The organism is Pseudomonas sichuanensis, from assembly GCF_003231305.1.
In the GTDB taxonomy this organism is placed as follows: Bacteria; Pseudomonadota; Gammaproteobacteria; order Pseudomonadales; family Pseudomonadaceae; genus Aquipseudomonas; species Aquipseudomonas sichuanensis.
The window spans coordinates 18,543-39,804 of record NZ_QKVM01000046.1; the positions used below are offsets into that span (position 1 = coordinate 18,543).

At 63.3% G+C, this 21,262-nt stretch carries 32 protein-coding genes and 2 other RNA genes; 4 read left to right on the forward strand and 30 right to left on the reverse strand.

Annotated features, from left to right (window positions below; all coding sequences use genetic code 11):
- Positions 1-3: 3 nt before the first annotated feature.
- From DM373_RS21255 to DM373_RS21390, 28 genes are all read right to left on the reverse strand, one after another.
- Positions 4-1,593 carry a DUF935 domain-containing protein gene (locus tag DM373_RS21255; RefSeq protein ID WP_110995448.1) on the reverse strand — a complete coding sequence of 530 codons (1,590 nt, stop codon included), beginning with the start codon at positions 1,591-1,593 and terminating at the stop codon, positions 4-6.
- Positions 1,587-3,284: a hypothetical protein gene (locus DM373_RS21260; protein WP_110995449.1), complete on the reverse strand. Its 1,698-nt coding sequence runs from the start codon at positions 3,282-3,284 to the stop codon at positions 1,587-1,589. Before DM373_RS21260 ends, DM373_RS21255 begins: the two co-directional genes overlap by 7 nt.
- The gene (locus DM373_RS21265; protein WP_110995450.1) at positions 3,284-3,841 is read right to left on the reverse strand and encodes a DUF3486 family protein; all 558 of its coding nucleotides are present in this window, start codon (positions 3,839-3,841) and stop codon (positions 3,284-3,286) included. Before DM373_RS21265 ends, DM373_RS21260 begins: the two co-directional genes overlap by 1 nt.
- A gap of 1 nt (position 3,842) precedes the next feature.
- Entirely contained in the window at positions 3,843-4,145 is a 303-nt protein-coding gene (locus DM373_RS21270; RefSeq protein WP_110995451.1) for a VpaChn25_0724 family phage protein, read from the reverse strand.
- Positions 4,145-4,480 carry a DUF2730 family protein gene (locus DM373_RS21275; protein WP_110995452.1) on the reverse strand — a complete coding sequence of 112 codons (336 nt, stop codon included), beginning with the start codon at positions 4,478-4,480 and terminating at the stop codon, positions 4,145-4,147. The genes DM373_RS21270 and DM373_RS21275 overlap by 1 nt, the downstream gene beginning before the upstream one ends.
- Positions 4,456-4,764 carry a hypothetical protein gene (locus DM373_RS28825; RefSeq protein WP_157966874.1) on the reverse strand — a complete coding sequence of 103 codons (309 nt, stop codon included), beginning with the start codon at positions 4,762-4,764 and terminating at the stop codon, positions 4,456-4,458. The genes DM373_RS21275 and DM373_RS28825 overlap by 25 nt, the downstream gene beginning before the upstream one ends.
- Entirely contained in the window at positions 4,761-5,120 is a 360-nt protein-coding gene (locus DM373_RS21280) for a hypothetical protein (RefSeq protein ID WP_110995453.1), read from the reverse strand. Before DM373_RS21280 ends, DM373_RS28825 begins: the two co-directional genes overlap by 4 nt.
- Positions 5,111-5,719 (reverse strand): transglycosylase SLT domain-containing protein, encoded by a 609-nt coding sequence (locus DM373_RS21285; protein WP_244215109.1) that lies wholly within the window; start codon positions 5,717-5,719, stop codon positions 5,111-5,113. Before DM373_RS21285 ends, DM373_RS21280 begins: the two co-directional genes overlap by 10 nt.
- A 2-nt stretch (positions 5,720-5,721) precedes the next feature.
- A complete protein-coding gene (locus DM373_RS21290) occupies positions 5,722-6,066 on the reverse strand; it encodes a putative holin (RefSeq protein ID WP_208642819.1) in 345 nt (114 codons plus the stop codon).
- Positions 6,067-6,240: 174 nt separating this feature from the next.
- Entirely contained in the window at positions 6,241-6,642 is a 402-nt protein-coding gene (locus DM373_RS21295) for a Mor transcription activator family protein (RefSeq protein WP_110995455.1), read from the reverse strand.
- On the reverse strand, positions 6,639-7,046 hold the full coding sequence (locus DM373_RS21300) for a gp16 family protein (RefSeq protein WP_110995456.1): 408 nt from the start codon (positions 7,044-7,046) through the stop codon (positions 6,639-6,641). The genes DM373_RS21295 and DM373_RS21300 overlap by 4 nt, the downstream gene beginning before the upstream one ends.
- Positions 7,043-7,321, reverse strand: coding sequence for a hypothetical protein (locus tag DM373_RS21305; RefSeq protein WP_110995457.1), 279 nt, complete (start codon positions 7,319-7,321; stop codon positions 7,043-7,045). Before DM373_RS21305 ends, DM373_RS21300 begins: the two co-directional genes overlap by 4 nt.
- Positions 7,321-7,393: hammerhead ribozyme type II (locus DM373_RS21310), an RNA gene on the reverse strand. The genes DM373_RS21305 and DM373_RS21310 overlap by 1 nt, the downstream gene beginning before the upstream one ends.
- Positions 7,392-8,066, reverse strand: coding sequence for a DUF2786 domain-containing protein (locus DM373_RS21315; protein ID WP_110995458.1), 675 nt, complete (start codon positions 8,064-8,066; stop codon positions 7,392-7,394). Before DM373_RS21315 ends, DM373_RS21310 begins: the two co-directional genes overlap by 2 nt.
- A 229-nt stretch (positions 8,067-8,295) precedes the next feature.
- Positions 8,296-8,367: hammerhead ribozyme type II (locus DM373_RS21325), an RNA gene on the reverse strand.
- Positions 8,366-8,605, reverse strand: a complete 240-nt coding sequence (locus DM373_RS21330; protein ID WP_110995460.1) for a hypothetical protein — start codon at positions 8,603-8,605, stop codon at positions 8,366-8,368. Before DM373_RS21330 ends, DM373_RS21325 begins: the two co-directional genes overlap by 2 nt.
- Before the next feature lie 12 nt (positions 8,606-8,617).
- Positions 8,618-9,064, reverse strand: coding sequence for a hypothetical protein (locus tag DM373_RS21335; RefSeq protein WP_110995461.1), 447 nt, complete (start codon positions 9,062-9,064; stop codon positions 8,618-8,620).
- A 4-nt stretch (positions 9,065-9,068) separates the two neighbouring features.
- A complete protein-coding gene (locus DM373_RS21340; protein WP_110995462.1) occupies positions 9,069-9,290 on the reverse strand; it encodes a hypothetical protein in 222 nt (73 codons plus the stop codon).
- A gap of 2 nt (positions 9,291-9,292) precedes the next feature.
- Complete coding sequence (locus tag DM373_RS21345; protein WP_110995493.1) at positions 9,293-9,583, reverse strand: host nuclease inhibitor protein; 291 nt, start codon at positions 9,581-9,583, stop codon at positions 9,293-9,295.
- Between the two features lie 2 nt (positions 9,584-9,585).
- Entirely contained in the window at positions 9,586-10,077 is a 492-nt protein-coding gene (locus DM373_RS29100) for a hypothetical protein (protein WP_208642820.1), read from the reverse strand.
- Positions 10,077-10,715: a DUF3164 family protein gene (locus tag DM373_RS21355; RefSeq protein ID WP_110995463.1), complete on the reverse strand. Its 639-nt coding sequence runs from the start codon at positions 10,713-10,715 to the stop codon at positions 10,077-10,079. The genes DM373_RS29100 and DM373_RS21355 overlap by 1 nt, the downstream gene beginning before the upstream one ends.
- 10 nt (positions 10,716-10,725) lie before the next feature.
- Positions 10,726-11,019 carry a hypothetical protein gene (locus tag DM373_RS21360; protein ID WP_110995464.1) on the reverse strand — a complete coding sequence of 98 codons (294 nt, stop codon included), beginning with the start codon at positions 11,017-11,019 and terminating at the stop codon, positions 10,726-10,728.
- The gene (locus DM373_RS21365; protein ID WP_110995465.1) at positions 11,006-11,386 is read right to left on the reverse strand and encodes a hypothetical protein; all 381 of its coding nucleotides are present in this window, start codon (positions 11,384-11,386) and stop codon (positions 11,006-11,008) included. Before DM373_RS21365 ends, DM373_RS21360 begins: the two co-directional genes overlap by 14 nt.
- Complete coding sequence (locus DM373_RS21370; protein ID WP_208642821.1) at positions 11,383-12,120, reverse strand: hypothetical protein; 738 nt, start codon at positions 12,118-12,120, stop codon at positions 11,383-11,385. The genes DM373_RS21365 and DM373_RS21370 overlap by 4 nt, the downstream gene beginning before the upstream one ends.
- The gene (locus DM373_RS21375; RefSeq protein ID WP_110995466.1) at positions 12,120-12,839 is read right to left on the reverse strand and encodes an AAA family ATPase; all 720 of its coding nucleotides are present in this window, start codon (positions 12,837-12,839) and stop codon (positions 12,120-12,122) included. Before DM373_RS21375 ends, DM373_RS21370 begins: the two co-directional genes overlap by 1 nt.
- Positions 12,840-12,857: 18 nt before the next feature.
- Complete coding sequence (locus DM373_RS21380; RefSeq protein ID WP_208642822.1) at positions 12,858-14,972, reverse strand: DNA-binding protein; 2,115 nt, start codon at positions 14,970-14,972, stop codon at positions 12,858-12,860.
- Complete coding sequence (locus DM373_RS21385) at positions 14,911-15,351, reverse strand: hypothetical protein (protein WP_110995467.1); 441 nt, start codon at positions 15,349-15,351, stop codon at positions 14,911-14,913. Before DM373_RS21385 ends, DM373_RS21380 begins: the two co-directional genes overlap by 62 nt.
- A gap of 2 nt (positions 15,352-15,353) precedes the next feature.
- Complete coding sequence (locus DM373_RS21390) at positions 15,354-15,692, reverse strand: helix-turn-helix domain-containing protein (protein ID WP_110995468.1); 339 nt, start codon at positions 15,690-15,692, stop codon at positions 15,354-15,356.
- Between the two features lie 181 nt (positions 15,693-15,873).
- Here DM373_RS21390 and DM373_RS21395 point away from each other — a divergent pair, with 181 nt between their 5' ends.
- Positions 15,874-16,578 carry an XRE family transcriptional regulator gene (locus DM373_RS21395; protein WP_244215110.1) on the forward strand — a complete coding sequence of 235 codons (705 nt, stop codon included), beginning with the start codon at positions 15,874-15,876 and terminating at the stop codon, positions 16,576-16,578.
- A 386-nt stretch (positions 16,579-16,964) separates the two neighbouring features.
- Here the strand turns inward: DM373_RS21395 and DM373_RS21400 are convergent, their stop codons facing one another.
- Both DM373_RS21400 and DM373_RS21405 read right to left on the reverse strand, forming a co-directional pair.
- Positions 16,965-17,717 (reverse strand): anti-sigma factor family protein, encoded by a 753-nt coding sequence (locus tag DM373_RS21400; RefSeq protein WP_110995470.1) that lies wholly within the window; start codon positions 17,715-17,717, stop codon positions 16,965-16,967.
- Complete coding sequence (locus DM373_RS21405) at positions 17,714-18,232, reverse strand: sigma-70 family RNA polymerase sigma factor (protein WP_110995471.1); 519 nt, start codon at positions 18,230-18,232, stop codon at positions 17,714-17,716. The genes DM373_RS21400 and DM373_RS21405 overlap by 4 nt, the downstream gene beginning before the upstream one ends.
- A 133-nt stretch (positions 18,233-18,365) precedes the next feature.
- Between DM373_RS21405 and DM373_RS21410 the strand changes: the two genes are divergently transcribed.
- The 3 genes from DM373_RS21410 to DM373_RS21420 all read left to right on the forward strand — a co-directional run bounded on the left by DM373_RS21410 (position 18,366) and on the right by DM373_RS21420 (position 21,233).
- A complete protein-coding gene (locus DM373_RS21410) occupies positions 18,366-19,412 on the forward strand; it encodes a catalase family peroxidase (protein WP_110995472.1) in 1,047 nt (348 codons plus the stop codon).
- Complete coding sequence (locus DM373_RS21415) at positions 19,409-19,942, forward strand: cytochrome b (protein WP_110995473.1); 534 nt, start codon at positions 19,409-19,411, stop codon at positions 19,940-19,942. Before DM373_RS21410 ends, DM373_RS21415 begins: the two co-directional genes overlap by 4 nt.
- A gap of 85 nt (positions 19,943-20,027) precedes the next feature.
- Entirely contained in the window at positions 20,028-21,233 is a 1,206-nt protein-coding gene (locus DM373_RS21420; RefSeq protein WP_110995474.1) for an MFS transporter, read from the forward strand.
- Positions 21,234-21,262: the final 29 nt, after the last annotated feature.

Sequence of the window (21,262 nt, forward strand, 5' to 3'; positions counted from 1 at the left end):
CCCTTAGCCATTTGCGCTCTCCGAAGCGTCTTCAAGATCGACACGCCCAGCCAGGTCGGCCACGGACAGCCCGGTGCCAATCAACGCGGCGAGCTGGCTTTCGTCCAGGTCGGCCTGGGCGGCAAACAGCATCTCGCGGAACTCCTCCAAGGTACTCGCCGCCTGCAACATGGCTTCGATCTTCTCCAGCCAGGCCGCGACCTGGGGATCGCCCTCACGCGCTATACGGGCCGCGATGGCGTCGGCCGGGGTAACCGGGCGCTGCGCCTGGTTCAGGATCGCCAGTGGCTGGCCAGGCTGCTGACGCAGCATGGCGGTCATCGGCTGCTGTGGCCGTGGCTGCAGCACCTGGTCATCTTCCGAGGCCTCGGGAATGCCGGTCTTCTCATGCAGCCACCACACCGGCACCCTGGCCCCCATATCGACGAAGGTCGGCAATGAGCTGGCCAGGGCCTGGAAGTCTTCGGTCTCGCCCATGTCCAGGCGGAAACGCGGGACACGGTTAGCGTCCTCAATGCCGAAGTTCAGCGCCGCCAGTGGCCAGAGGATCGATTTGCGGATACTGCTGCAGTATTGACGCACGTCCGATCGGATCAGGCTGCTCTGGCCACGCTCATGGACGTTGCCCAGGGCGTTGGTGTTGGTGCCGTCGCCAGTGCCACTGGTCAGCGTACCGCCCAGGATCACCCGCGACTTGGAGCGCTCGCACCAGTTCATCATCGCGAGGTACACGTCGCTACGGCCCTGCGCCGCGTCGAGGAAGTCGATCGACATGCCTTCCGGGATGATGCCGGCCGCATCTTTACCCATGCTCACCACGGCCCGAAGCAGTGTGGCCTTCTCTTTGTCAGTGGCGTTCTTCGGGTATTTGCCGAGTCGCGCCGGCATGCCGTAGATCTCCAGCAACTGGGCCAGGTCGCCCAGGGCGTAGTTCTGGAACAGGTACGGCCAAGCCAGCATGCGGTGCAGGCCTGAGCGAGCAACGTAACCTGGTCGAGCACGGTGCCGGTGCGCGACCCAACCCAGCGGCCACAGTTCGGCCCCAGTCGCGCTCATGTCCCGCAGGGTCAGCACGTTCTGGTCGTCCGGGTGCAGGCGGAACCAGCGGTGGGGGCGCAGGGTCGGCTGCTCGATGTAACGCATGCTGCCGTCCAGTTGCCAGGACAGTTCCAGGTTGGCGTAGCCGTGGCCCAGGCCAGAGCCGAGATCGAGCACCAGGTCTTCCACTTCCAGGGCCGAGAACAGCTCGTTGGCCTGGTCAGCGGCCCGTTTCTCCTTGGCCGACGGGTTTTCGGGCGGGATGATCTGCCATTCCAGCTCGGCCGCCAGTTGCCGGCGCTTGAGCATGTCAGCGCCGATCTGCGGGTCTTTCTCTTCCATGTCCTCGAACAGGTCGGACTGGGCCAGCAGGTCGCCCTGTTCGGCGCCTTCCAGGATCTGGTACAGGCGCGAAGGCGTCAGGCCCTTGCTCGGGTGATTGGCGAACTCGTGCTTGATTTGGCCTACGCGGGCCGGATCGTCGGTCTGTTGCTCGATGAGAGAGGTGGCGGCATCGCTGCCAAACAGACGTTTAATGAATCCAGGAATTACCATGCGCCGCCTCCAGAGCCGCTATGTCCATCGTTGTCATCGTCATCGCTGACATCTTGTCCACCGAACGCTCCGCCTCGGGGGGCTGACGTGAATTCACTGACCCAGCCACCCACTTGATTGAGGGCGGCAAAGTTCATCAGCGCACCCGCGATCGCACCGTCACCGTGGCGCACCAGTTCGGCGTCCTTGAGATCTTTTCGCTCGATCTTTGGCACCATCGGGATACCGTCGATGAACTCCACCGCGCGGTGGTCATCCTCCAGGGAAGCGTCCCGAGGCAGGGTGATAAAGCCGTCTTCAAAAAGGGAGATGTATTTCCCCATCCACAGGCCATACCACGGCCGTGACAGGGTGATTTCGTGCACCGGGCCACCGGTCCAGCGGTTTTGATCTTCTGCCCACTCGGCCCGTCCATAGCGGTCTCCGGTGTATTCCATGAGCGTCTGACCAGGACCGCTGGCGTCACCGGCAAACGTCCAGTTCTTCAAGGTGTCGAGCAATGCCCACAGGATCTGCTCCTGTTGGCGGGTCGGAGCGTTGGCCAGCTCGATCAGGAACGGCACATCTCGACGCAGCTCCTGTGTGATCCGCGCTGGCTTGATGACGGAAAAGTGGCGATGACGGGCGAAGTCCATCCCGACCGCCCAATTGCCGCTAAAGCCCTTGGTCACGTCATCGAGCACGGGCAGCAGATTGGTAGCGATCCAGGTGGCGCACCAGGACTCTCGCTCATACTCCGGGCGCTTGGGGAAATCGTCGTTGAACACAATGCGCAGAACAGGGCGAATCTCAGGCATGGCCCGTTCAATCCAAACGCCATGGATGGCCGAGCCTTCACCGTCACGCGGGATCACGTCCAGCTCTTCGCGCATGGCCGCCTTGCGCGGGCCGTAGCCCGCCCGGATGGCTTCGTACCACTCTTTCTTGGCCTGCTCGGTCGGCGTGGTGCCACGCATGAAGCACACGCGCTCAAACAGACCGTTGGCCACTGCATCGTCAAAGCTGATCGTGATGACCTTGGCCTTCTTGCCGTAGCGACCGGCTTGAACGTCTTGGACGAACTGATTGAAAGGGTTCTTCTTGCCCCGATGGGTCGACCAGACCCGGATGCGGCCACCCCAGATCAGCAAGGCGGTAGCCGATTCCAGGACGTGGCCGACGTTCTTGTGCAGGGCCGCTTCGTCGATGCTGACCAGACCCTGCAGGCCGTGGATGTTCTCCGGCCTGGACGACAGCGCGGTGACTCGGTAGCCGCTGGCGAAGCGCACCCGAAATGCCTGGATATTGCGGCTGCTGCCGTCTTCGAGCTGATCGATGAAGATGTGTTGCTCGACCATGGTGGCCTGGCCACGGGCTACGATCAGGGCAAACTTGGCCACATAGCCGATGTACTCCAGGCCCTTTTCCCGCGTGTCGGCCATGTACCAGACGTTGTCGCCCCCAGCCGCTTTCGCGGAAGCGCCGGTAATGGTGTCGGTCATGGCCTGGGCAAAGGTGATGCCGGTTCGGCGGCCTTTCTGGCAAACCGCAATGTCCAGGTCCTGCTGCATCGTGATCCACTCGCTTTGGTGCGCCATCAGCACACCCTTGGCGAGCGGGTTGAAGTCAGCAGGAATGTTACGGACGCTCTCCGGCAACTCCTCCCAGTCGAGGACGCGCTCAGTGTCGTGCAGTGGTGCGGGGATACCCATCAGCCCATCCCCTTCAAGACTTGCTCACGCCAGAAACTGGCCTCTTCGGCGGTCAGGCCGCGAGCCTTCGCCGCCGTATCAATGCGGCTTGCAGCCTCTTCCAGGGCAGCACGGCGGGCTTCAACCTCCGAGGCCCACTTCTTCTGGACCAGGCTAAGCCGACCGATCTGTGACAGTGCTTTGGTCACGCTGGCCAGGTGTTTGGCGGCTTTCTCGGGTTCGTGCTCGGCCTTGCGCATCTCGATGGAGATACGCAGCAGTTGGTCCTGGACGATCCGCGCCGTGGCGTCGATCAGCGCACCGGACTCGTCCTCCTGCTCGGAAACCATGGCGCGGGCCAGCTCCTGCGTCTTGCGCACGTCGCCCATGGCCTCCTCAAAGTCCTGCTGCAGGTCCTGGCCGTAGCGATGGACCGACGACCTGGACACCTTAAAGCCGCGTTCCTCCAACCACTTGGCCAGCCCGGCGTAGCCCTGGAACCCATTGCCGACCAGGCGCGCATTCAGCTCCTCGCGAACCTCGGTCGGCAGGTCGTACACGCTGTTGCGAGGTGGCATGTCAGGCCTCCGGCAGCGGTGCGGAAACGCCCGGCACGCGGGCCAGGCCGGTGGCTACGTCGTGGCCACGCGAAGTCAGCGTGATGATCCGACCTGCACGCGGGGTCTGGACGATCACCAGGCTTTGCTCCTCCAACCAGGCCAGGTCGCTGTGCAGGCGATCGCGGCTCACGCGATGGGCATAGGCGTCCACCAGCTCGTCGTTGAGCGAGTATTCGTTCGTGGTGTATTGGGTCCGGCGCGACAGGATGCGCAGGATAACCAGGCGGCGGCCTTCGGTTTCGTAGTCCTTGAATTTGCTCATTACTTGCTCCGTTCGGTCAGTAGGTAGTCGTGCAGCCGGTTCACCAGATTTGAGGTGGCGCGCTGCGTGGCGTTGATCTCGGCCAAGAGCCGGTTGGTCTCGGCCATCTCGTCGCGCAGTTCTTCAAGGTCTTTGTGGCCAGGCTGCCGCGCAATGGTCTGTTCCATCTGAGCGATCTTCCCGTCGACGCCGTCAAGGCGGCGGTTGATGTCATGGATGGTGCTTTCGCTGGCCCGGTTGCGATTCGACCACCACACGTAAGCCGAGAACGCGACCAGGGCTACCGCCTGCAGCACGTCCCACATCACCTTCATTGCGTCCCAGTTGATTTCCATGTCTTTTCCTTGTTGAGCCGCTGGCAGTCGCGGCTGTCTATTGCGATTTGTTCGACCCGAGCCCAGCCCGCCGCGCCCCAGGCGTGGAGTTCAACTAGGTACTCGGCGACGGCCGACTGGCCGTAGTTGCCGGTGGGCTTGGTAGGTGATGAATCAATGCCCGTCAGGCCTGCAGGCGCCGCGCAGTCAGCGGGTGTCTCGACAGGCGTCGGGGCTGGCCGGCTCTCAGGGTGGTGAGCGCAGCCAGCCAACAGCACCAGGACAAGGGGGAGCAGGCGCGTCATGGCAGCAGCTCCAGGGCGTTGCGCAACACGGGGGCCACAGGGCCGTCGTCTGCGAGAGTCGACGCCCGCACGGCCTGGCGGGCTGGCTCATGCTGCTGGCCCAAGTCGCCCAGGCGCGCCTGCAGGTCGGTTACCGACTGCTCGGCCTGGGCTCGGCGGATGGTTGCAAGCTGCAGGTCCAGGGCGCGCTGCTCGGCGGTGTTGATCCAGCCGTCGCGCTCACCCTTGTAGAGGGCGGCCAGGCGCTCTTGGTCTTTTGCATCCTTTTTGGCATTGGTCGCACCCTGGGAAAGGAACACCACTACGACCAGCAGCGCAAAAATACAGACGGTCTGGATTTTCTCGATCACGGACATGGCGAACCTCCCGGCCAGCCTGCCTCGATATACAGCGGGGTATGCGTGTACATGATCCGGCTGACGTACTGGCGGTTCTCGCGCCGCGCCCAGTCTGCTCGGTTGGTGTAGCGCTCGACGCTGCCCCACCAAGTGCGGGGATCAGCGCCGGCTGCTTTGGCCAGGCGCTGGTCACGTTGCACCCAGCCCAGTCCGCCGTTGTAGGCCGACAGGGCCATGGACCAACGGTTGCAGCCGTCGGCCGTATTGGCCAGGCGCTGCCAGTTCCAGCGGTTGTAGCGGGCCATGGCGCGCATAGCCCAGCCTGGGGAATAAGGCGCGGCCTGGCCCAGATCAGGGTAAGCCTGAGCCATCCAGCTCGCGGTGTCTGGCATAAACTGAGCCAGGCCCTGTGCCCCGGCCGGGCTGCTGACGCCGGCACGCCAGCCGCTTTCCTGGTGGATCTGCGCAGCGTGCAGCGCGACAGGGCCACCGAGGCCCCATTCCTGGCCAACAATGCGGGTCAATTCGCGCTTGTAACGCGCCGCCTCCTGGGGCACATCGCCCCAGGTCAGCGGGCACGCCAGCAGGCTGACCAACAGAATCAGAGCGGCGCGCACGATCAGATCCCCAGGCCGATGGCCATGATGGCAGCGGCCATGATGATGGCGCGGCGAATGGCTGCAGCGAATGCCAGGCGTGCCAGGTACTTGGCTCTGGGCATGTCGCCCTTGTCGCGTGCGATTTCGCCGGCCGTGTACAGGTCGCGTGGGCGGGCGTAGCTATAAACGCCACGATCGATCCAGTAGCCCAGGTACGCAGCAAACGACAACTTGCTGAGAGCCCAGGCCAGCAGGCCGACTTGTTGGGGGGCGACAATATAAACGACGACGGTAGAAAGACAGGCTGCGAGCAACCAGGGCCAGCAGCGAAGTTTGTCCAGGAAGGTGTGGCGTTTGATGGTCATGTACAGGCTCCAGGTGAATGCGAGAGGCAATCGAGAAAGGAGCACTGACAATAAGTATTAAGGGCTAAAGCGGGAGAATGCGGTCCCCCTTACAAAAAAGCCCGCCATAAGGCGGGCCGTAGAGAACCTGATAATTGAACGCGGTAGATACACGTTCTGTAAAGTCCAGCCTGTCTAAAACAGTGAGGGCTGCACACGCCTTCTATGCAATGCACGCTGTTCGGCAAGGATTGTGTATACCTGCCTTGCCGATAGTTTGTACTTCGCCATCAACTCGTCAGCGTTATCGCCCGAGAACTCAGCCCAAATATCCCTGTCCCGTAGCGCACGTTCCAGCCTCTTGTCTCCTGGTAGGTACAAGGGACGGCCTCCGGCATAGCGAGCCAGAGCGCGAGTGACAACGATGGCGTGCTCTTTTGCAAAGGCCGGCTCATAGCCCTTGTTGATGCTGGCTACCTCGATTACGTCGATCAACTCGACCAGGAGCTTGGGCCATTTGGATTTGATCTCGGGATCTTGCAGGTAATCCAGTGCATCATCCGGCACTTCGTCACCAAACATGTCCTGCTCACTCATACAGTCCTCCCATGGCGCCGGGCGTCATAGGCCAGCGCAGCAACAAGGCGGCGCAGTTGCTCGGGGTCGCACCACTCGACGCGCTCGACCTGGAACATGCGGGCTGCCATGGCGTCGGCGTAGGACCAGGGGCGAGCGGCTTCGGTGAGTTGCGCCTCGATCTTGCCAATCAGGGCTTTGCGCTCGTCGCTAGGGTTCGGCGCAGGACGGCTCTTGGCCTTGGCTGCTGGCTTGGGCTGGAAGCCCAGGCGCTCGAACTCGCGCAGCACCGCGCCGATCTGGCGGGGGCCGAGGTCTTTCGCGGAGCGTACGCCGGCAACGCGGGCTAGCAGCGCTCGATAGGTGTCGTCATCCATGCCCAACTGGGCCTTGGCAATGTGAATCTTGGCCATCAGTCGGCTCATGCGGGGTTCCTCGGGTCCATGGCTGCAAGGAATGCAGGTGCATCGCGCCGGGCTAGCCCGGCCATCCAGCGCAGGGCCAGGCTGATGGCCTCGTCCTGCTCAAATCCGCCCACCTGCTGCATCACGGCGATGTCATCCCGCGTGCTCTGCGAGCTGGTGAACTTCGTTTTTTGCGCCCCGATCCGTTGACGGCCGGCGGCTTCGCGGTCGCGGCGGGCCTGTTGCCGGGCTGCGTCCTGCTTTCGAATTCGATCTGTTCGTACTTTCTTTGGCATATCGGCTGCTCATCAGTACCGGGCCACCACGCCCGGCAGACCATCCCCGGACAGGCCGGGGCGGTTTCGCTCAATGCAGGGTTCGTGGGGCTTCACCGTTCACGCCGTGATTGAGTTGCACGCCGTTGGCTGCCTCGATGCCATTGGCGGCATCGTTCAGGGCTCGCGCGCTGAGCTTGTTGGTGCTGGCGTTGCGATCCAGTGGATTGAGCTTGTCCAGGTCCGGGTAGTGCTTGCCCATGTAGGCCAGGACCGCTGCCGATGGTTTGTTCGTCCCGGCGAACTCGGCCACTGCCCGGCGCACTCCGCGCACCCATGCCTCACAGAACACATCGGCGCGCTTGGTCTTTGTGGCTGCTTTGCAGCGCTTGAGTTTGTCCGCCATGTAGTCACGACGGTGCTGGCGCACCTGGCGCAACAGCACGGTCATGGCGTAGCTGGCGACTTCGGACATTTCACCGATGAATGCCCATTGGCCAGGACCGACCAGGAATACAATCCCGCAGTTGTAGGCCCAGGCCACGGTGACGCTCAACTGAACTTCCCACTTGGGCGGGTTCACCTTGGAGCCGCTGCGTACAGTGGTTTCCTGTACGTCAGCCATCAGCACGTCACCATCGGTGACCTGGTACTTTTCCATCAGCGCACGGGCCTGGCGCAGTGCTGCAGCGGCCTCATGCGGGTTGCTGCTGCTCGCCAGGCGCAGGCACTTCTTTATCTTGTCCAGGGCCTTGTTACGGTCCATATCCTGTCCTTTGCTAATTAGGCTGAAACGGTAGTTGGCACGACTTCGCGAAAGCGCGAAGGGCTCCAGTCGCAAGACTCATCAGCTGGGATGTGGCCAAACATCGATGTGCAGCGACGGCAGTGCACGCAATCGCCGCAAGTCTTGCCCTCGGGCAAATTCATTTGGTCTTCGTCGTTTACCGATCGACGTAACGGGTCTCGTTGCTCGCTCATACTTCTCTCCATCTACAGGGCTGCTCATCAGTACCGGACCACCACGTCCGGCAGACCATCCCGGCCAGGCCGGGGCGGTTTCGCTTAGTGGAGAACGCGGTCTGCGGCAGGCATATCGCTCCCAGCACGTCGTTGCTCGCACTTCGGGCAATTGCACTTGGCTTTCCCCGACAGCTTGAAAGCAGCGCGAGAGACGATTACCGGCAGGACGGCGGTCAGCTCATCGGAGACCAATTGCGCAAGCGGCCTGGACTCCTCCGGGCTACTGAGCGTGATACCGAGCACGCCGTTTTCGTCAGTGACCTTGATGGTGAACTCAGACATGGATTGGTCTCCTTAGCGCTGTCGGGTGAAGTTGATGTGGAAATCGCGGGCGATCTGCCTGGCTTGCTTCTCGGTGATGCCGATCGCTTTAGCTGCGGCTGACGGCGATGCGCCAAGTGCTGCTTGCGCCATCAGCCGCGCAGCCAACTGATCAGTAGGCAGGAGCTGCGCAGGCTGGGGCCGCTGTGGCTTGGCCTGAGCTGTCAGGGGCTTTGGCATCGCTTGTGGACGGGTTGTCGTCGGCTTGCCTAGGAGGCGTTCAAGCGGGGTCGCCTTAGCTGGCGAGACGGTGAACTTGTTGGACGGCTCGCGCATCTGGTGCCCGACTTGTTGAACCTGGCCGCCTGCAGCAATGAATGCCTCGGTACGGTCGGCAAGCAGCTGGCGCAGCTCGTCCCGCTCTTCGGAGCGGGTCGGGTTGTTCTCGAATTTGATTTCCTTACGATCTTCGAAGTCCACGTCATTACTCCTCAAAACTGAGATGGCAGCGCCAGACTGCGGTCTGCCCTTGTGCGGCTGCCTTGATGCACTCGACCTGGTCGACCTTGGCAGTGGGGTACAGCTTCACCACCAAGGCCTTGGCGGCAGCGTCTTGGCTGATCACGTTGGTGGCGCGCAGCTTCTGTCCAGGGCATGAGGCCTGGTAAGTCAGCGATGCCCAGCGGACGTTGATATCTACCTTCATGGTCAAACCCCCAAGGCCCGGAAGCCTGGCCCGTTGCGCTCGCTCAACCACTGGATATGGCGAGCCAATGCCTCAATACCAGCGCGCTGATTCGGGGCCTCAGGAACACCGGGCACCAGCAGGGTCTTGTTGTCGTAGGCCAGCCGAGCCGTGACCTCGATCTCGTCACGGACCGTGGCCTCGTCGCCTTCCGCAATTGCGATAGCGCCTTCGGGCAGCACGTACCCGAAGTCAATGCGTCCAGTGGACCAGCAGTAGGCGATGAGCTTTTTCTGTTTGGATTGGGCGGCCATGCTCATTCGTCCTCTTCAAGGTCATCGCTGGCGTTCTCTTCCAGGGTCAGTGGAAGCTTGCGGAACATCTGCAGGGCCACATCGACGCCGAGCAGCAGACCGGTGCGCATTTCCTTGGTAAGGACCAGAGGCTGACCATCTGGTCCTCGCGCCTGGATTTCCGTCCCAGGCTTGGCGCTGGCGATCAGTTCCAGCTTCTCGACGCGGCTGCCGTGCCACTGCTGCAGCATCTCAACCATGGCGACGATGTTTTCGTCGTTGATGTAGGCGACTGCATCCCCCTCGGCCGCTTTCGGCTTGGGCGAGCGCAGGCGCTCCAGCAGCTCAGCGGCTTGCTCGGCTTTTCTGCCGGTGATGACGGCAATGAGGTAGTCGAGGCCGGAGTTCAGCTCCAGGTGCACCACATCGCAGATTTCGCCGTCGATCAGTTCCGCGTCATTGAGCAGATCCAACAGCGTGGTCTTCGACCAGGTCATCTCAGTGAGCAGCCCCATTACTTCACCTCCAGGGCAGCGATAACGGCGATATCCAGGCTGATCGGGCGATACAGCTCGCTGTCCGCGATGCGCTCGTAGATGCGCACGTACTCTTTCGAGCTGGTGACCTGGACGGCTTCGCTGATTGCCTTCATGGCGCGCTGCCAGCGCACGTCGGCGATCTCCAGGCGGCGAAGGGCCAGAACGCTGGCGGTGCGGATCTCGCCCTTGGTGTCGGTGCGGAATGCATCGTTGACCAGGGTGACCACTTCGGGGCGGGCGCCCTCGGTCCACTCCGCCAGGCACTCGTCGATTAATGCGCGAGCCGCCTGCAGGCGCTCGTCAAAGCTGATGCTGTCCTGCACGGCAATCTGCAGCTTGTAACGGCCGTCAAAGCTGACCAGCGTGACGTTGCCTTTCTTGCCGCCGACCTTGGCGCCGTACTCTTCGAAGCTCATCTCAACGAAGGCACGAACATCGCCGAACACCTTGGCCTTGAAGGTGGCCAGCATGGTGTTGAGGGCTCGGGCCGAGTTGACCAACTCCAACACCAGGCGGTCGCGCTCCTGGTCGATCGGCTTGATCATGGTTTCGTGGATCAGTCGGCCTTGGGCGTCTCGGCGGTAGCCTTCTGGAATGGTTTGTGTGTGTGGCATAGCGCGTTCCTTAGATCTGGTAGTTGCGGTACGTGATGGACTCGTGCCAGTCGAGGGTGACCCCCTGGAACTGCACGGTGAAATGTGTGCTGCCTGCCGAGGCTGCACGGTGGAAGCCGCTGACCAGGTGCTCGGCCAGCAGCTTCTGGCCGCCCTCCGCAGTGATCTGCAGGCGGTTTTCGTTGGGGAAAAAGCCGGCGATCTTGACCCCCAGCCGCTGCAGCTCGCGGGCGGTTTCGTTGAACGTGCCCAGGCTCTTGGCAAGCTCAGGCGTCAGGACTTTCAGGCTGTCAGTGGTGGCCATCGGGTTGCTCTCCACATGCAGGGTTGTGCGGGCAGTGCTGGCATGCGCGCCAGCCCGGCATCGCGTGGGGGTTGTGAGTTGGGGCGGGTTTTTCGCGGAAGTTTTGGCACTGCTCGACGGTGACGACCTCACCGACTGCCACGCAGTCGATGCGCCCCAGTGCCTCGATCACACGACGCTCTACGCCCGCAGTGGTCGTCGCTGGGTAGCGGTTGAGCAGGACCAAGGTGACAGCGGTGCGGCTCATACCAATGCGAGCACCGGCACGGGTGCGGTTGGACTGCTCGACTTCGCGAGCCAGCAGGGTGACGAACAGCGGTGGCTGGTCACCCCAGGCGCTCAGGTCAAGGCGGGCGGGCTGGGTCATGCCTCGATCTCCAGCTCTTTCTCAGTGCGGGCGACCAAGTCACGGGACGCTCCACCCGAGCGTTCGTCCACCAGCCACTCGCGCAGCAAGGCACGCATACGCTCGGCCTCGATCCGGTAGCCGTTGAGTTCAGCCAGGTTCGGCTGCTCGCCCTTTGTCCAGACAACGCGATCAATGTTCGGATCGAACAACTGGCCGGCGTCGATGCGCTGGTAAACCGGGTGCAATGGCCCAGTGTTACGCGAGGCAATGAGCGTGTAGCGCGCAGGTTTACCTGGGATGCCATCGGTGCGAGCGACATAACCCGCATTGGCCAGGTATTGCAGATAGACGCGAGCGCTCTGGTCAGTGATCGACGACCCACCTGCAGCAGCCATGGCGACAGCTTCTTCGGCGTTCAGCTCGCCCGTGATGCGCAGCGCCCGCCAGATGCATTCGTAGCCATCGGGGGCGAGTCGCTGCCCCTCTTTGTTGACCCGTGGAGCCTCTACGCCTTCGTCCTTGAGGAGCAGCCAGGTGCCTGGCTCGCTGGACCTGGCCAGCAGACCCGCCCGCTCAAGGGAATACAGGTAGCAACGGACGGTGTTGTCTGTTTGGTTGCTGCGCCGAGCGACGGTGTAGGTATCAGCCTTGCCATCTGCCTTGATCAACTTGCGCAGCGCTTCCCAGATCTGTTGGCGCTGGGACTTGCCGCCAGTCATCGACAGGTGGGTCGGTCTCTTACCGGAAGGCATTACGCGCTCCTCCGATCAGGAGCCTGGCCAGTGAACCAGCCGCGCTTACCCCAATCCGCCAGGTCGACGTGATCCTTACCGGCCGCTGCAGCTTCGCTGTTAACACGGTGCAGGTTCACGGTGATGCGACGCAGGCAGCCCTTTACGGCCTTGTTCAGGTCATTGAGCAAGTCTTCGGCAAAGGCCACGCCTGGGTAGGTCGCCGTTGCAAGGCGCTGGATATCGCCCAGCGATGCGGGCTGTGCGGGCACCCATTCCAGGACTCGGTTGTGCAGTCGCTCAAGCTTGCCCAGGCTGTTCGAAACGCCTTCCTCACCAATCAGCACAATGGTGCCTTGGCTGGCGTTGTAGAGGTCCGTCAACACATCGGCTGCGGACTTGGCCAGCAGGTACTGCACGTCGTCGACGATCAGCGGGCGACCGCTACGGCTCAGTTGCTCGGCGACCTGATCGACCATCTGGTACAGGGTGCTTTCCGGCTTGATGGACATCTCGCGGAGGATCGCCTGCAGAAAGGCTTTCTTCGTCCAGGTGTGACGGCACTCAACGTAATACGCCCGGTACTGGTTGGCGGCGTAAGCAGCGGATACCGACTTGCCGAGGCCGCTCGGCCCATACATCACTACCAAGCCGGGCAGGCCGACTGGGCGTTGCAGGGCGCGACCGATTGCAGCCGACAGCAGGCCGACGTTGGTCAATGGAACAATTTTCGTGATCACGGTGTTACTCCCTGATGGTCAAGCGCGGGCCTGTTCGGCCTCGAAGTGGTCGTACATGCGCTGAATGGATTTAAAGTCCGGGTGATTGGGGTAGGAGGCGTGCCAGCGGGCCTCTTCGTCGCTCAGGGCTTCGCCCAGGCGCTGCCGGCTATCGAGCTGTTGCCACCGGTCGTAGCGAGTCATCTCGTTGTCCGGCGCCTTGAACGCGTCGGCTTCCGGCTCATGTGCCAGGGCGACGAACTTCTCGGCCTCCAGCAAGTGCTGCTGGAAGCGGTCGTCTTCGGCTGGACGCTCGATGACACGCAGCTCGACGTCGTTCCCGGTGAGCGTCTTGCCCTTCTGAACGAGCTTGGCGAGCTGGCCGCTCACCCGGCGGTCCTGGTCCTTCACGATGCGAGGCATGGCATCAGATGCGTTGCCATCCAGGATCGCTTGTCCGATCAGGTCGCCATCCAGGGTGAACACCGCCACCTTGCTGGCATCGCGGTAGTCCCAGGCCACCCGCACCTGATCGCCGTGCAGGGGCACCAGATCCTGCAGGAAGTAGTTGGCTCCATTGGTGCGGACCAGGCCTCGGTGGGTGCGGCGCAGATCCTGCGGCCGCACCAGCAGCATCGACAGCTCGGTCGATGGTTGCAGTGCTGCAAAGCCCTCGGCTTCGGCCCGGCGCCAGGCCTCCATTGGAGAGGGATGGCGGAATCGGCCAGTCTCGCTGTCGCGGATCTTGGTTAACCCACGGTGTGGCGAGTGGTTGTATTCGTCCAGGGCGATGGCCAGGCGCTCGTAGAACTCGTTCAGCGTTGGGATGTGGCGGGGCTGGCTGCCTTTCTTGAGGTCTGCCCGCGAGATCCGGTGCACCTTGTTGCCGGCCTCGCCATCCATGTCAGCGCCGATGTAGCTGTCGAAGTCCTTGGCCAGTCTCACCATGATGGTTCGGTGGGCACGCTCAATGACGCCCCGCGCTTGCGAGTTGTAGGGCAGCGAGTGAGTCATCTCGCCCCCGAGTCGCTCGACCACTTCGCGGATGGTGTCGTTGGCGAAGCCACTGCCGTTGTCCACGTAGAAGACGCGAAACATGCCGACACGGCTGATGCCGCTGTGCAGCGCGTCCAGCGTGGCCAAGGTGGACTCCGCCACGTTGATGGCGAAGCCCACGATACGGCGGGTTGCCCAGTCGATGATGCTGGTAACTTCCGGTCGGAAGATCTGGCCGCTGTTGGGGTTGATGACCTCGGCGTCGAACTTGTGCCCGTCAGCGACCCACACGTCGTTCGGCCACATGTGATCGGTGAGGCGCTTGTTATATGGCAGCAGTGCCTTGGCCTCGCGTGGCCCCATTCGGCCCATTTCACGTGCCTGCGGGGATAGCTTGGCCAGGAAGCGCTGCACCGCATGGAGACTCGGCGCCCCAGGGTATTCGCGCTGGAATGCCAAATATGCCGCTTGGGCACTTGGCTTCTGGGGACGCTGGTAGTGCTTAAGGAAGTCGGCTGCCCAAACCGGAACACTCATGTTCGGCTTGCGTCGAGCCGGCGCTAGGGCAACTTCCCCGTGCTTGCGATAGTCCGCCAGCCAGCGCTTGAGGGTGCGCTCGCTCAGGGCGCGGTCGGCGTTCTTGCGGTCATTCGCACGCTCGGCCCGCTCGGCCAAGTAGGGGCTCAGGCCGCCAGTGCGCGCCAGGCCTACCAAGGTATCGATGGCCCGTTGCTGGGACACGACCTTGCTCATCCGCTCGATTTCGCGGATCAACACCATGCGTGCCGCCATCACCGAACGCTGATCATCATTCAAGCGTGACTCTGTAAAGGCGTCACGCTTAGGCGAGTTAACAACCTGGGCTGCGCCTGGCTGTTGCAGCTGTTGCGCCGGGGCTGGCTCTTGTTGCGCGACCTCGCGCATCAGCAAAGCGGTCTGAGTTTCCTTAGGCAGCACGGCGAATGAATACTCCTGTCCGCCGCCACGCCCCAGGCGAAGCTGTGCTTCCCAACCCTCGCGTTTTGCACGGGCGTTCACACCCTGAACGGTGGTTGGCATGCCTGGCAGACCAACCAGGTGTTGAGCAGTGAGCCAATTAAGCATGGTCACCCCCGAGCATCCGCTTGAGATCGCGGGCCTGGCGCCCAGCTTCTTCACGGGTGCGCTCCAAACGGCCCAGCTCAGCCAACAGGGCATCACGCCCGTAAGCCACTCGGCCGCCACGTTGAGCAACCAGCCAGTTGGTGAGGATATGGGTAGCGCAGACCTCTTCGAGGAGGGCAACTCTATAGAAAGGCAGGTTGTGGTCCGTGCGAGCCGGGCTTGACCAAGCGTCCAACATGGCCTTGCTCACATCGTCGCCAGACAGGCGAGACATGCGTGCGGCCACTTCATAGCGGTCAATGTCGGTGGCCTTGAGCATTTCAGCCACCAGTTCACTGACCTGAACCGAGTAGTTGCCCTGGCCAGGCACAGCCAGGACTGGCTGCGGGATCGCGAAGAGATCTAGGGTGCGGTCGTCATGAACACGGCGCATGGCTACACCCCCGCGCCCGTTATACGGTGCGAAACAGGAGAGTAACGGCTATCCTTGGCGACGCTACGCGGGAATGTTTCGGCGCGATTCGGTCGTTGACGGCACGGAGTACCGTCCTGATTCCAGCGCTCAGGCCAAAGCTGCATGGGCTCAACGCCCAGTTTCTGGGCAATGGCGCGCTCGATACGCGGGTACGGCGAAGACTTCACCGTACGGATTGCTCGGTCAGTAACGGCCAGCTCGCGCGCCAGTTCGGCGGGTGGGCAGCCATGAATGCGTAGCTGGTATTTGATCCACTCCCAGCGGTTGGCTGGATCACGTGGCATTTCGGAGATGTTCATCTGCAACAACCATCTTGGCGGGTGGTTTTTTTGGGCTGTCTAACGCCCTGTTGCGGATAAACATAGAACCATAGAGCTTAAAAATCAACACCAGAGAGCTTGTTTCAAGTTCATTTTTCACCCATATGGTGCTACCAGTTTGGAAAATACAGGTAAATCAAGGACTTGCGAGAACTTGAAAGTGGAAGGTTTGGAGGGCGATTCGCTTTCAAGTTCGCCCCTGGAGCTTGAAACCGGAAAATTCAGTGAGCGCTTGCGTGAGGCTATAGGGGCTCAATCTGTTCTTGCCTTCTCCAAAAGGTGCGGAATCAGCGATAGCTTGGTCAGGAAGTACCTGGCAGGTTCGCTCCCTGGTACTGACAACCTGGTGGTGATGGCGAAAGCTGCTGGGGTCAGCATCGCCTGGCTGGCGGCTGGCGAGGGAGATAAGGTCGCTCAGGCTGCACCTGCCCGAGCCAATGAGGACGATGCCTACGCATACGTCCCACTCTACGACGCTCGCTGTAGCGCAGGGAGCGGGGCTTGGAACGAGCGTAGCCGTGTGCTGGTGAACCTTTCGTTCACTCGCTACAGCCTTCGTAAACAAGGGCTCTCGCCAGCCAATCTCGCCTGTCTTCGCGTGGATGGCGACTCAATGACTGGTCTGCTTGAAGATGGCGATACGGTCATGATCGACCAAAGCCGCAATACGCTTGAGGGTGAGGGTGTCTACGTCTTGCTGCTAGATGATCATCTGTACGCCAAGTTACTGCAGCGGCAGTTCGATGGCTCAGTGCTGATCATCAGTCACAACAAGGCCTACAAAGAGCTGACCGTGCCGCGTGATCGCCTCGATGAGCTACAGATTGTCGGGCGTGTAGTTTGGTCCGGCGGCTGGATGATCTGACGCCCTAGTGTGTCAGACCAGATTGCCCACCCCGAATCGTAGTGCCAAATACCCCTGCCATAACCGCGCTTAAGCTGGTTTCCGGTATTTGGCACTGCTTTTGCCACTTCCCGGTTCTTCGCCTCCCCACACCCCGCGTCCTGTCTGGCCTGCCCGGATTAACCCAGGTCATCCCACAAAGACCCACCACCCCTTTGACATATGCCATCTCTACCGCTTGCTCACAGTATGAATGGAGCGAGCGGTTTTTGGTTACTTTTTTCCAAGAAAAAAAGTAACCCGCCGTAAGGGCGGAAAGGTGACTACGCGTCGACATCACAAATGAATGCGCATACAACTTTCAAAACCAACACCCAACACCCAACACCCAAAAACTAGCAACCAACTCACAAACTCAGATTCAAAGCCCGCCGCAACTCCTCCCCCCGACTATCATCCACCGCACTGACCAACGCAAAGTTGTAATCCCCATGGGACCAGTACCGCGCCTCCAACCCCCCATCGGTACGCTGCCCACTGGGCATCCGCTCGAACCGCTCACCAGGCGAGCGCAAGAACAGACTGATCCGCTGCCCCTGCCCATCCTCGAACACCAACAGCGCCGCCGGCCCCACCTCGTTGCTCAACAGCCGCGCCCCCACCGGCTGAAAGCCGTACCCGCTCAAATCAGGCAACTGCCCGACCCGATTGAAATGCCGCCCCAGCCAAGCCTGCAGCCGCCCCGGATCACTCGCCTGGATATCGAGCGTGGACGCCTCGGCAAACATCCGGTGCGCCTGCACCGCATCGGCCATGGGCAACCCAGCGACTACCAACGTCGCCTCCCGCGCCTGCCAGCCACCGAGCCCCCCCAACCCCACCGCCAGCACCAGCACCGCCGCCGAGGCCAGCCGCCGCTGCCGACGCTGGCGCAAGCGACGGCGCAGCGGGGCAAGATCCAGTTCAGGGTCAACGGGGCGCTCGGCAAACCCCGCCAGGGCCGCACGCAGGCGCCGAGCATCGCTGCGCCAGGCCTCGATCCGCGCCGCTTCCTGCGGGTTGGCTGCCAGCCAGGCCGCCACTTGCGCCCGGCGCTCAGGCGTCAGGCGTTCGTCAATGTAGGCGTGCAGCTCGTGCTCGGTGGGGATCAGACGGGTCATTTGAGTCTCCGCAGGGACGTTGGCGCCGGGTTGCCCTCGGTCAGTTCACGCAAGGCGGCGCGGGCGCGCGACAGGCGCGACATCACCGTGCCGATGGGGATACCGAGGGTTTCGGCGGCCTCCTTGTAGCTCAAACCCTCGACGCTGACTAGCAACAGCAGCGCCCGTTGCTCGGCCGACAGCCGCGCGAATGCCTGCAGGTCGGCCTGGGCCAGCACGATGCTCTCGGTATCACCGCCCAGCGGCTCCTCGGCCTGGCTGCGGCCGAACCAGGCCAGCCAGCGCGTATGCAGGCGTTCGCGGCGTTTGCCGTCGAGAAACAGCCGGTAAAGGATGGTGAACAGCCAGGGCCGCAGGCTGTCCATCTCGCGCTGCTGGCCGCGCCGGCTGAGCGCGCGCTCAACCGTGGCCTGAACCAGGTCGTCGGCGCTGCTGGCTTCGCGGGTCAGCCACAGGGCGAAGCGGCGCAGGCGCTGCAGCAGCTCGCGCCATTGATGGTCGTCCAGGTCGTGCATGGTCGGGTTCCAGGCCCCCAATGGGCAGTCAGTGTAAGAGGCAGACGGCGCAAGCGAAAATCTATTCCCGGATCTGGAATAAAAGAGTGGGCCGCCCGTCGTACCGGCTCATTCACCGCCACCGGATCGCCCCATGAACACACCCTTGCACGGCCCCGCCAAAGCCCTGCGCCTGGCCGCCATCGGCGTCACGCTGGCCGCCCTCGGCGCGGGCTTCGCCTATGCCGCCGGCTGGATCGGCGCCGCCAAGCTCACGCCCCAGCGCATCATCGACACCTTTGAAGCCCAGGCCGGCCATCACCCCGGCTACCGGAAAAACCACGCCAAGGGCCTGTGCGTGAGCGGTTACTTCCAAAGCAGCGGCCAGGCCGCGCCGTTTTCAACGGCCCGGGTGTTCAGCCAGCAGAAGGTGCCGGTGATCGGCCGCTTCGCCATCGGCGGCGCCAACCCGTTCGCCCCGGACACCGCGGTGCCGGTGCGCAGCCTGGCCATCGAGCTGAACAGCGATGACGGCCAGGTCTGGCGTACCGGCATGAACAACCCGCCAGTGCTGGCGGTCAGCACGCCCGAAGCCTTCTATGACCAGGTGCTGGCCAGCACCCCGGTGCCGGCCACCGGCAAGCCCGACCCGGCCAGGCTCCAGGCATTCTTTGCCGCCCACCCGGAAAGCGCGGCATTCCGCCAATGGGCGGCGGGCTATAAACCCAGCGACAGCTTTGCCAGTACCGCCTACAACAGCATCAACGCCTTCCGCCTGATCGACGCCCACGGCAACAAGCACCCGGTGCGCTGGACGCTGGAGCCACAGACGCCGTTCGCCGCCCTGCCCACCCAGGTCGATGACAAGCAGTTCCTCCAGCACGACCTCGCCCAGCGCCTGGCGCAAGGCCCGTTGCGCTGGACCCTGCGCCTGACCCTGGCCGAGCCCGGCGACCCGGTCAACGACCCGGCCCGCCCCTGGCCCAGCGAGCGGCGCAGCATCGACGCCGGCACCCTGGTGCTGGAGCAGGTGGACGGCCCCGAACAGGGTGCCTGCCGCGACCTCAACTTCGACCCGTTGATCCTGCCCCACGGCATCGAAGCGTCCGACGACCCGATCCTCGCCGCCCGCTCGGCGGCCTACTCGGTATCGTTCAACCGCCGCAGCCATGAAGCCCTGAGCGAAGGAGCCCGCCCATGACCCCCGCCGCTTTCCACCCCCTGGCCCGCCTGGTGCACTGGCTGATGGCGGTGCTGATCCTGGCCATGTTGTTCATCGGCGTGAGCATGGTCAGCGACCTGTCCACCCGCCATCCATTGATGGTCGAACTGCACAAGGCCACCGGCCTGGCCCTGCTGGTGCTGGTGATACTGCGCATCTGCCTGCGCCTGAGTCTGCCGCACCCGCAGCTACCGCGCGACCTGCCCGCCATTCAACGCCTGGCCGCCGGCGCCTCGCACCTGCTGCTGTACGCCCTGATGCTGGCCATGCCGCTCTTGGGCTGGGCGATGCTTTCGGCGGGCGGCTATCCACGCCCGCTACAGCTGCCCGCCATCGCCCCCCACGACCTGCAACTGTACGCTGTGCTGCGCCAGGCCCACGGTTGGGCGGGCTACCTGTTGTTCGCCACCGTGCTGGTGCATTTGGGCGCGGCGCTGATGCATGCCCTGGTGCGCCGCGACGGCGTGTTGCGTAGCATGTGGCCCGGCCCGTTGCGCCGGGGTGAATGAATACCGGCGGCCGCGCGGGGTCGACAGATGTAAATAATGATTACTAACATCGGCACTTATTCCGCCGAACTGCCACGGACTGCACATGAACCTCGCAAAGGACCCTGCCACCCTCACCCCGGCCAGCACCCTCGACCTGCGCCCGCTGCTGCTGGTCAACATGGCCTGCACCCTGTCGATGATGGCCTTCGTTGCCCTGATCGGCCCGATCGCCCGCCTGCTGGGCATGGCCACCTGGCAGGCCGGTGCGGCGGTCACCGTGGCCGGCGTGGTCTGGGTGCTCCTGGCGCGGCCCTGGGGCCGCGCTGCCGATCGCCTCGGCCGGCGCCGCGTGCTGCTGTTGGGCAGCGCCGGGTTCACCCTGGCCTACTGGCTGCTGTGCCTGTTCATCGACGGCGCCCTGCGCTGGTTGCCCGGGGCCACCTTGGCATTCATCGGCCTGATGCTGACCCGCGGCCTGATCGGCGCCTTCTACGCGGCGCTGCCGGTGGCCGGCAATGCCCTGATCGCCGACCATGTCGAACCGCAGCGCAGGGCCCGGGCCATGGCCTCGCTGGGTGCCGCCAACGCCGTCGGCCTGGTGCTCGGCCCGGCCTTGGCGGCACTGCTTTCACGCTACAGCCTGAGCCTGCCGTTCTACGTGCTGTCGGTGCTGCCGGCCACGGCGTTCGTGGTGCTGCTGTTCAAGCTCAAGCCACAGCCGCTGCCCCAGCGCCATGCGCCAAGCCCGGTACGGCTGTCCGACCCACGCCTGCGCCGGCCGCTGCTGGTGGCCTTCAGCGCCATGCTCAGCGTGACCGTGTCGCAGATCACCGTTGGTTTCTTCGCCCTCGACCGCCTGCAACTGGCCGCAGGCGAAGCCGCCCAGGCGGCCGGTGTGGCGCTGACCAGCGTGGGCGTGGCGCTGATGCTGGCGCAGGTGCTGCTGCGCCAGCTCGAATGGCCACCGCTGAAGATGATTCGCGTGGGTGCCAGCGTTTCCGGGCTGGGCTTTGCCGCCGCGTCCTTTGCCGCCAGTGCGCCCTGGCTGTGGGCGGCGTTCTTCATTGCCGCATTCGGCATGGGCTTCGTATTCCCGGCCTTCTCGGCCATGGCGGCCAATGCCATGCACGCCTCGGAACAGGGTGCCACCGCCGGCTCCGTTGGCGCCGCCCAGGGCATGGGCGCGGTGATCGGGCCCTTGGCCGGCACGCTGGTGTATGCCGTCGATCCGCGCTTGCCGTTCCTGGCCGTGGCCGCCTTGCTGTTGCTGGTCGGGCTATGGCCTGCACCTGCCGACAAGCGCCACTGACACGCACAGCGCGCAGGCAGCCAGAGTGT

What these genes read in the sequence shown, in the direction of transcription:
- DM373_RS21255 (WP_110995448.1), bottom strand. Translation starts at nt 1,593, where the DNA reads ATGGTAATTCCTGGATTCATTAAACGTCTGTTTGGCAGCGATGCCGCC.
- DM373_RS21420 (WP_110995474.1), top strand. Translation starts at nt 20,028, where the DNA reads ATGAACCTCGCAAAGGACCCTGCCACCCTCACCCCGGCCAGCACCCTC.
- DM373_RS21270 (WP_110995451.1), bottom strand. Translation starts at nt 4,145, where the DNA reads ATGAGCAAATTCAAGGACTACGAAACCGAAGGCCGCCGCCTGGTTATC.
- DM373_RS21390 (WP_110995468.1), bottom strand. Translation starts at nt 15,692, where the DNA reads ATGAACATCTCCGAAATGCCACGTGATCCAGCCAACCGCTGGGAGTGG.
- DM373_RS21290 (WP_208642819.1), bottom strand. Translation starts at nt 6,066, where the DNA reads ATGACCATCAAACGCCACACCTTCCTGGACAAACTTCGCTGCTGGCCC.
- DM373_RS21345 (WP_110995493.1), bottom strand. Translation starts at nt 9,583, where the DNA reads ATGGCCGCCCAATCCAAACAGAAAAAGCTCATCGCCTACTGCTGGTCC.
- DM373_RS21370 (WP_208642821.1), bottom strand. Translation starts at nt 12,120, where the DNA reads ATGCCTTCCGGTAAGAGACCGACCCACCTGTCGATGACTGGCGGCAAG.
- DM373_RS21365 (WP_110995465.1), bottom strand. Translation starts at nt 11,386, where the DNA reads ATGACCCAGCCCGCCCGCCTTGACCTGAGCGCCTGGGGTGACCAGCCA.
- DM373_RS21260 (WP_110995449.1), bottom strand. Translation starts at nt 3,284, where the DNA reads ATGGGTATCCCCGCACCACTGCACGACACTGAGCGCGTCCTCGACTGG.
- DM373_RS21360 (WP_110995464.1), bottom strand. Translation starts at nt 11,019, where the DNA reads ATGGCCACCACTGACAGCCTGAAAGTCCTGACGCCTGAGCTTGCCAAG.
- DM373_RS29100 (WP_208642820.1), bottom strand. Translation starts at nt 10,077, where the DNA reads ATGGGGCTGCTCACTGAGATGACCTGGTCGAAGACCACGCTGTTGGAT.
- DM373_RS21330 (WP_110995460.1), bottom strand. Translation starts at nt 8,605, where the DNA reads ATGTCTGAGTTCACCATCAAGGTCACTGACGAAAACGGCGTGCTCGGT.
- DM373_RS21315 (WP_110995458.1), bottom strand. Translation starts at nt 8,066, where the DNA reads ATGGACCGTAACAAGGCCCTGGACAAGATAAAGAAGTGCCTGCGCCTG.
- DM373_RS21275 (WP_110995452.1), bottom strand. Translation starts at nt 4,480, where the DNA reads ATGGAAATCAACTGGGACGCAATGAAGGTGATGTGGGACGTGCTGCAG.
- DM373_RS21340 (WP_110995462.1), bottom strand. Translation starts at nt 9,290, where the DNA reads ATGAAGGTAGATATCAACGTCCGCTGGGCATCGCTGACTTACCAGGCC.
- DM373_RS21405 (WP_110995471.1), bottom strand. Translation starts at nt 18,232, where the DNA reads ATGCACGACCTGGACGACCATCAATGGCGCGAGCTGCTGCAGCGCCTG.
- DM373_RS21385 (WP_110995467.1), bottom strand. Translation starts at nt 15,351, where the DNA reads ATGCGCCGTGTTCATGACGACCGCACCCTAGATCTCTTCGCGATCCCG.
- DM373_RS21265 (WP_110995450.1), bottom strand. Translation starts at nt 3,841, where the DNA reads ATGCCACCTCGCAACAGCGTGTACGACCTGCCGACCGAGGTTCGCGAG.
- DM373_RS21305 (WP_110995457.1), bottom strand. Translation starts at nt 7,321, where the DNA reads ATGCCAAAGAAAGTACGAACAGATCGAATTCGAAAGCAGGACGCAGCC.
- DM373_RS21295 (WP_110995455.1), bottom strand. Translation starts at nt 6,642, where the DNA reads ATGAGTGAGCAGGACATGTTTGGTGACGAAGTGCCGGATGATGCACTG.
- DM373_RS21415 (WP_110995473.1), top strand. Translation starts at nt 19,409, where the DNA reads ATGACCCCCGCCGCTTTCCACCCCCTGGCCCGCCTGGTGCACTGGCTG.
- DM373_RS21410 (WP_110995472.1), top strand. Translation starts at nt 18,366, where the DNA reads ATGAACACACCCTTGCACGGCCCCGCCAAAGCCCTGCGCCTGGCCGCC.
- DM373_RS21300 (WP_110995456.1), bottom strand. Translation starts at nt 7,046, where the DNA reads ATGAGCCGACTGATGGCCAAGATTCACATTGCCAAGGCCCAGTTGGGC.
- DM373_RS21280 (WP_110995453.1), bottom strand. Translation starts at nt 5,120, where the DNA reads ATGTCCGTGATCGAGAAAATCCAGACCGTCTGTATTTTTGCGCTGCTG.
- DM373_RS21355 (WP_110995463.1), bottom strand. Translation starts at nt 10,715, where the DNA reads ATGCCACACACACAAACCATTCCAGAAGGCTACCGCCGAGACGCCCAA.
- DM373_RS28825 (WP_157966874.1), bottom strand. Translation starts at nt 4,764, where the DNA reads ATGACGCGCCTGCTCCCCCTTGTCCTGGTGCTGTTGGCTGGCTGCGCT.
- DM373_RS21400 (WP_110995470.1), bottom strand. Translation starts at nt 17,717, where the DNA reads ATGACCCGTCTGATCCCCACCGAGCACGAGCTGCACGCCTACATTGAC.